Raw genomic sequence first — 6,000 nt, forward strand, 5'->3', positions numbered from 1 at the left:
ACCAGAGGTGGTACCGCGTCTTTACGCCCTCTGTCCGAACGGACAGGGGGCGTTTTTTGATCGGAAAGGGTGTGGACTTGGGTGAAACGGGAGATCTGCCTGCGCTGCGGCGGAGCGATGGGCTGGGTCGGACAGGAAACGCTGCAAAAAGGGAAAGCCAGCTGGCTGTTCGGCAATTTGGACCATCTCTTGTCCGGCGCGTTGACCGTAGACCTCTATTGTTGCAGTTCGTGCAGGAGGCTGGAATTTTACGCCGTGGAATTACCCGGGGATGCGGGCAGCGGTATCGCGCAGGTCCCTTGTCCCGCCTGCGGACAGTCCCACGACCTGGACGACCCGAAGTGTCCCCACTGCGGAAAGAGGCTGCTGGAATGAAAAGGACGCTGTGCATACGACCGCTCTGCCGGGCGGATTACGGACGCTGCAAAGAGCTGATGGCCCAGGTCCACGCGCTCCATGTCCAGAATCGGCCCGATCTGTTCCGGGCGGCATCCCCGGAGACGCTTGCGGCATACTATCGGGACGAGTTGGCGGAAGGGGAGCGGTTGTCTGCGGTAGCAGAGCGGGATGGGGTTCCAGTGGGGGCCTGTCTGGTCAGCGTCAAGACGCAGGCGAAAGGGCAGACGATCCTGGCGGGGCGTAGCATCGCCTGTGTGGAAGCCTTGTGTGTGGCGCAGTCCTGTCGGGGACAGGGGATCGGGACATCGCTGATGCGCTGGGTAGCGGAGCGGGCGGCGGCGCTTGGGCTGGACAGCGTGGAGTTATCGGTCTACGCCTTCAACAATTCCGTCCGGTCGCTGTATGAGGGACTGGGGTTTCAGGTGAAGAGCTATCACATGGAATATTTGCGGAACATCAAACGAGAGGAAAGAAATGAACATGACTTGTTATGAAGAACTCAAGGCCCGGGGGCTGATTGCCCAAGTCACCAATGAGGAAGAGATCTCTAAAATGATCAATGCGGGCAAGGCGGTATTCTATATCGGCTTCGATCCCACTGCGGATTCCCTTCACGTAGGCCACTTCATGGCCCTGTGCCTGATGAAGCGGCTGCAGATGGCGGGCAACCGGCCCATCGCCCTGATCGGCGGCGGTACCGGAATGATTGGAGACCCCTCCGGCCGAAGCGATATGCGCACCATGATGACGCCCGAGACCATCCAGCACAACTGCGATTGCTTCAAAAAGCAGATGGAGCGCTTTATCGAATTCGGCGAGGGGAAGGCCAGGATGCTCAACAATGCGGATTGGCTGCTGAAGCTGAACTACGTGGAATTGCTGCGGGAGGTGGGCGCCTGCTTCTCCGTCAACAACATGCTGCGGGCCGAGTGCTACAAGCAGCGCATGGAAAAGGGCCTGAGCTTTCTGGAATTCAACTATATGATCATGCAGTCCTACGACTTTTACCACATGTTCCAGCACTACGGATGCAATATGCAGTTCGGCGGAGACGATCAGTGGTCCAACATGCTGGGCGGTACCGAGCTGATCCGCCGCAAGCTGGGGAAGGACGCCCACGCCATGACCATCACGCTGCTGCTCAATTCCGAGGGCAAGAAGATGGGCAAGACCCAGTCCGGGGCCGTATGGCTGGACCCCAATAAGACCGCTCCGTATGAGTTCTATCAATACTGGCGCAACGTCGGCGATGCCGATGTGCTCAAGTGTTTGCGCATGCTCACCTTCCTGCCGCTGGAGCAGATCGACGAGATGGATCATTGGGAGGGGGCCCAGCTCAACACTGCCAAAGAGATCCTGGCCTTTGAGCTGACCAAACTGGTCCATGGGGAGGAGGAGGCCGGGAAGGCCCAGCAGGCTGCCCGCGCCCTCTTTGCCCAGGGCGGAGATAAGTCCAATGTGCCCGCCACCGGACTCGCCTCCGACGACTTGACCGACGGAAAAATCGCGCTGCTGGATTTGATGGTCAAGTGCGGCCTGACGCCCTCCCGCTCGGAAGCCCGCCGCCTGGTGCAGCAGGGCGGCGTGGAGGTGGACGGCGTCAAGATCACCGATATTGCAGCCGCGCTCACGGAGCAGCAGCTCTCCGGCGAGGGCGTGATGCTCAAAAAGGGCAAGAAGGTATTCCACCGGGTAAGCCTGATTTGAAAAACAGACGGTAAAACAGAACAGCGGCGGGGTCTGTTTCTTGTATCAGGACGGGTCCCGCCGCTGTTTTTTCGAAAAAAACAAAAGAACCTTAAAAAATAGTTTATCGGTCCAACCGTTGGGTATGGTAAGATTAAGGCATTACCGCATCATTCAGCGCGTGTGGATTGGCGCAAAAATTTGTGCCGCCAAAAGGCGCAAAACCGCAGGAATACTTTGTGTATTGCAAGGTTTTGCAACGCATTTGTGGGACAAATTGGCCGCCAAGACGCGCGTGGGGAATTGTGCGGTGATGCCTTAAGAAAAGAACGGAAAGAAGCGCGGATTTCATGACCATATTCCAATCAGACTGCGGCAGGACCGTTTCCGGTTGCGCAATACCGGCGGCCGTGCTATGATACGGAATAAGGGGAAACCGTTCTGCGGCTGATTCGTGCGGCCCTGCCGCAGCAAGACGCACGACCGGATCGACCGTACTGTGATCCATAACCGTAGCAACCGAAGGGGGACAGGATGCGTGCCGGATAAGGAAAACAAGGACAAACGAAAATGGTATATTTTGGATGGGAGATCCATTTCACTGCTGCTGGTCCTGCTGATTGCGATTTTGTTCTATGTGGCGCTGACCCATTTCGACGTGATCCAGACCCGGCTGAGCCTGTTTATGGGGGTGGTATCGCCTTTCATCGCCGGGTTTGCCATTGCCTATCTGCTCAATACGCCCATGTGCTTTTTTGAACGGAAGGTTTACCGCAAATTAAGGTTTAAGCGCGGATTATCCATCCTGACCGTCTATCTGCTGGCCCTGGCCCTGGTGGTGATTCTGCTGCAGATGATTTTGCCGCAGGTGGTCCAGAGCATCATGGATCTGGCCACGAACATGCAGTACTACCTGAACGGACTGGAACGTTTGGTCCAGCAGGTGACGGAGCAGTTCCAGCTGGAAGGGGCCGGGATCGAGGAAAGCCTGGAATTTATCAAAAACTTGACCAGCAAGCTGACGGAAACAGTGGCCAGCTCCCTGCCGCAGCTGCTGGATTTCGGGATGGCGGTGGGCAGCGGCATCATCTCCGGCATCACTGCGGTCATTTCCTCCATCTATATGCTGGCTGGAAAGGGGCGGCTGGTGCCTCAGCTGAAAAAAATGCTCTATGCTGTCGTTCCAAAGCGGAGGGCCGACAAATTTCTGCAGATCTGCAGCCACGCCAACAAGGTGTTCGTGGGTTTCATCAACGGCAAGCTGATCGACTCCGCCATTATCGGCGTATTGTGCTTCCTCCTGTGCCTGATCCTGCGTATCCCGTACCCCATGCTGATCAGCGTTGTGATCGGGGTGACCAACATCATTCCCTTTTTTGGCCCCATCCTGGGTGCGATCCCCTGCCTGATGATCCTGGTCATTGTGGATCCCTGGGCGGCGCTGCGTTTCCTGGTTCTGGTCATCGCCCTGCAGCAGTTCGACGGGAACATCCTGGGGCCGAAGATTCTGGGCGACAGCACGGGCCTGTCCGCCATCTGGGTCCTGGTGGCCATCGTGGTAGGCGGCGGACTGTTCGGGTTCCCGGGTATGGTGCTGGGCGTGCCTACGTTCGCGGTGCTCTACGCTCTGGTGCGGGAGTGGGTGAACCACCGCCTGGACGCCAAGGGGATCGATGGAAACGGGGCGCCCCGCACAAAGCCGGCAGAACCAACCGAAGAAGAATAGAACGCTGTCCCCCCGGCCGCGCCGGGGGAACTTTTTTCCGTCAGGCGTTGGAAACGCGGCGGATCTTCGTCTATACTAAGAAGAGAGAAAGCCTATTCTGCGGAGGGCTATGCGCTGTGACAAATATTCAGCTGTTCCGCGCCATTGGCGGCGTGGATGACGCGCTTTTGGAGCGCAGCGAACGGACCGTGGGAAATCGGCGGATCCAGATGCGATGGGCGCCGCCGCAAACCTGAAAAAGAGCGAGCTGAGCTTCCGCGGTGAGCGGGCCTGCCGTGCCATTGCGGAGATTCGGGCGGAGCGGGTCTACCGGGGGTGGCAGCCGGTATGCCTTTGGGGCGGGGGACGGCGGCCTGATTTTACGCGCCGGGCCTACGCGGGTATTGCGGATGCGGATACGCTGGAAGCGGTCGGCGCCCATATCGGGCGTAGGATCTCATAGAACGGCATGCCCTGCAATTCCTCCGGCCGAGTGTGGGAGAGGAAGCATATTTCATGGCTTATCCCCATACCTATGTAGAGAAAACGACCGGCTCGTGGGGCCGAAGGAGGAATTGCAAGTGGAACAGCGCAAGATCTACGAGGATATCGCCCTGCGTACCGAGGGAGATATCTATATCGGCGTGGTGGGGCCGGTGCGGACGGGGAAGTCGACCTTTATCAAACGCTTCATGGAGACCATGGTCATTCCGAACATCGATAACGTCTACCGGAGAGAGCGCTCCCGCGACGAGCTGCCCCAGAGCGGTTCCGGCCGCACCATCATGACTGCGGAACCCAAATTTGTCCCCGAGGAAGCTGTGGAAGTCACGCTGGAGAACGGGGCCGCCTTTTCGGTGCGGCTCATCGACTGTGTAGGTTACATGGTGCCCGGCGCCGTAGGCTCTCTGGAGGACGGAAGCCCGCGCATGGTCACCACCCCCTGGTTCGATTACGAAATTCCCATGACCGAAGCCGCCGAAATCGGGACCCGCAAGGTCATTGCGGAGCACTCTACCATCGGTATCGTGGTGACCACTGACGGGACCATCACCGATATCCCGCGGGAGGATTATCTGGAGGCGGAGGAGCGGGTCATTACCGAGCTCAAGGAGCTGGGAAAGCCTTTTTTGGTGGTACTGAATTCCGCCTACCCAAACTCGGACCGGGTCCAATCCATCCGGGCCGATCTTATTTCACGGTATGACGTCACCTGTGTGTGCGCCGATTGTCTGGAGCTGGATGAGCGGGCGGTCACCGACATCATCAAGGGTGTGCTCTATGAGTTCCCGGTCAAGGAGCTGGATCTGTTTCTGCCCCCCTGGGTGGACGCGCTGCCCTACGACCATCCCATCAAGAGCGGACTGTACGCCGCCATCCGGGAGGGCTGCGGCGGCATGCACCGCATCCGCGATGTGGAAGGCGCGGTCGCCGCCATCGGGGCGTGCGATACGGTCAGCAGCGCCCGCATCACGTCCATCAGTCTGGGAACCGGTCTGGCCGCAGCCCAGATGGATCTGCCGCGGAGCCTGTTCTACGAGACCTTGTCCCAGCAGTCCGGCTTTGCCGTCCACGACGATGGGGATCTGCTGGGACTTTTGTCGGAGCTCTCCCATGTCAAATGGGAATACGACAAAGTTGCGGGAGCCCTGGAGGAGGTCAGGCGCACCGGCTACGGCATCGTAGTGCCCGGCACCGATGAGCTGGTGTTGGAAGAGCCGGAGATCGTCCGCCAGGGCGGACGATACGGCGTACGCCTGAAGGCATCCGCACCTTCCATCCATATGATCCGGGCGGATATCGAGACTGAGGTGTCGCCCATCGTGGGCAACGAGAAGCAATCCGAAGAGATGGTCAACTTCCTGCTGCAGGAATTTGAGGGGGACACCAAGGCCATCTGGCAGTCCAATATTTTCGGAAAGTCCTTCCATGAACTGGTGAGCGAGGACCTGAACACCAAGCTCAAGCGCATGCCGGACGATGCCCGGGGCAAGCTTCAGGAGACCCTGCAGCGTATTATCAACGAGGGCTCCGGCGGACTGATCTGTATTATCCTGTAACGAGACGGCAGCGCAGGATTGAACCGCCCCCAGTCAAGTAGACAGGTGAAAAAAGAAAAATTACGCCACGAGGGTCTGGTTCCTGTAAGCAAGGGGAGCCAGGCCCTTTAACTTAGCTTGAAGTCGCCTTGTATTGTAAAAGTCCATGTA

General features: G+C 58.4%; 8 protein-coding genes. 6 read left to right on the forward strand and 2 right to left on the reverse strand.

Annotated elements, in window-relative coordinates; translation table 11 throughout:
• The first annotated feature begins 81 nt into the window (after window positions 1-81).
• Genes NE547_RS08080 through tyrS form a run of 3 tightly spaced genes read left to right on the forward strand, consistent with a single transcriptional unit; the run spans window position 82 to window position 2,106 of the window.
• Window positions 82-375, forward strand: a complete 294-nt coding sequence (locus NE547_RS08080) for a zinc ribbon domain-containing protein (protein WP_256175288.1) — start codon at window positions 82-84, stop codon at window positions 373-375.
• Window positions 372-893, forward strand: coding sequence for a GNAT family N-acetyltransferase (locus NE547_RS08085; RefSeq protein WP_256175289.1), 522 nt, complete (start codon window positions 372-374; stop codon window positions 891-893). Before NE547_RS08080 ends, NE547_RS08085 begins: the two co-directional genes overlap by 4 nt.
• Window positions 880-2,106 carry a tyrosine--tRNA ligase gene (tyrS, locus tag NE547_RS08090; RefSeq protein ID WP_186906442.1) on the forward strand — a complete coding sequence of 409 codons (1,227 nt, stop codon included), beginning with the start codon at window positions 880-882 and terminating at the stop codon, window positions 2,104-2,106. Before NE547_RS08085 ends, tyrS begins: the two co-directional genes overlap by 14 nt.
• A 133-nt stretch (window positions 2,107-2,239) precedes the next feature.
• On the opposite strand, the gene NE547_RS08095 is transcribed toward tyrS, so the two are convergent.
• Complete coding sequence (locus NE547_RS08095) at window positions 2,240-2,593, reverse strand: hypothetical protein (protein ID WP_256175290.1); 354 nt, start codon at window positions 2,591-2,593, stop codon at window positions 2,240-2,242.
• 30 nt (window positions 2,594-2,623) lie between these two features.
• On the opposite strand from NE547_RS08095, the gene NE547_RS08100 reads away from it, so the two are divergent.
• From NE547_RS08100 to spoIVA, 3 genes are all read left to right on the forward strand, one after another.
• Window positions 2,624-3,811, forward strand: coding sequence for an AI-2E family transporter (locus NE547_RS08100; RefSeq protein ID WP_256175292.1), 1,188 nt, complete (start codon window positions 2,624-2,626; stop codon window positions 3,809-3,811).
• A 214-nt stretch (window positions 3,812-4,025) separates the two neighbouring features.
• Entirely contained in the window at window positions 4,026-4,253 is a 228-nt protein-coding gene (locus tag NE547_RS08105) for a hypothetical protein (protein WP_186906445.1), read from the forward strand.
• A gap of 118 nt (window positions 4,254-4,371) precedes the next feature.
• Window positions 4,372-5,850 (forward strand): stage IV sporulation protein A, encoded by a 1,479-nt coding sequence (spoIVA, locus tag NE547_RS08110; protein ID WP_256175294.1) that lies wholly within the window; start codon window positions 4,372-4,374, stop codon window positions 5,848-5,850.
• A 60-nt stretch (window positions 5,851-5,910) separates the two neighbouring features.
• On the opposite strand, the gene NE547_RS18570 is transcribed toward spoIVA, so the two are convergent.
• The gene (locus tag NE547_RS18570; protein WP_370826984.1) at window positions 5,911-5,997 is read right to left on the reverse strand and encodes an IS3 family transposase; all 87 of its coding nucleotides are present in this window, start codon (window positions 5,995-5,997) and stop codon (window positions 5,911-5,913) included.
• Between the last annotated feature and the right edge of the window lie 3 nt (window positions 5,998-6,000).

This window comes from Flavonifractor sp. DFI.6.63, assembly GCF_024462255.1.
Lineage (GTDB): Bacteria > Bacillota > Clostridia > Oscillospirales > Oscillospiraceae > Lawsonibacter_A > Lawsonibacter_A hominis.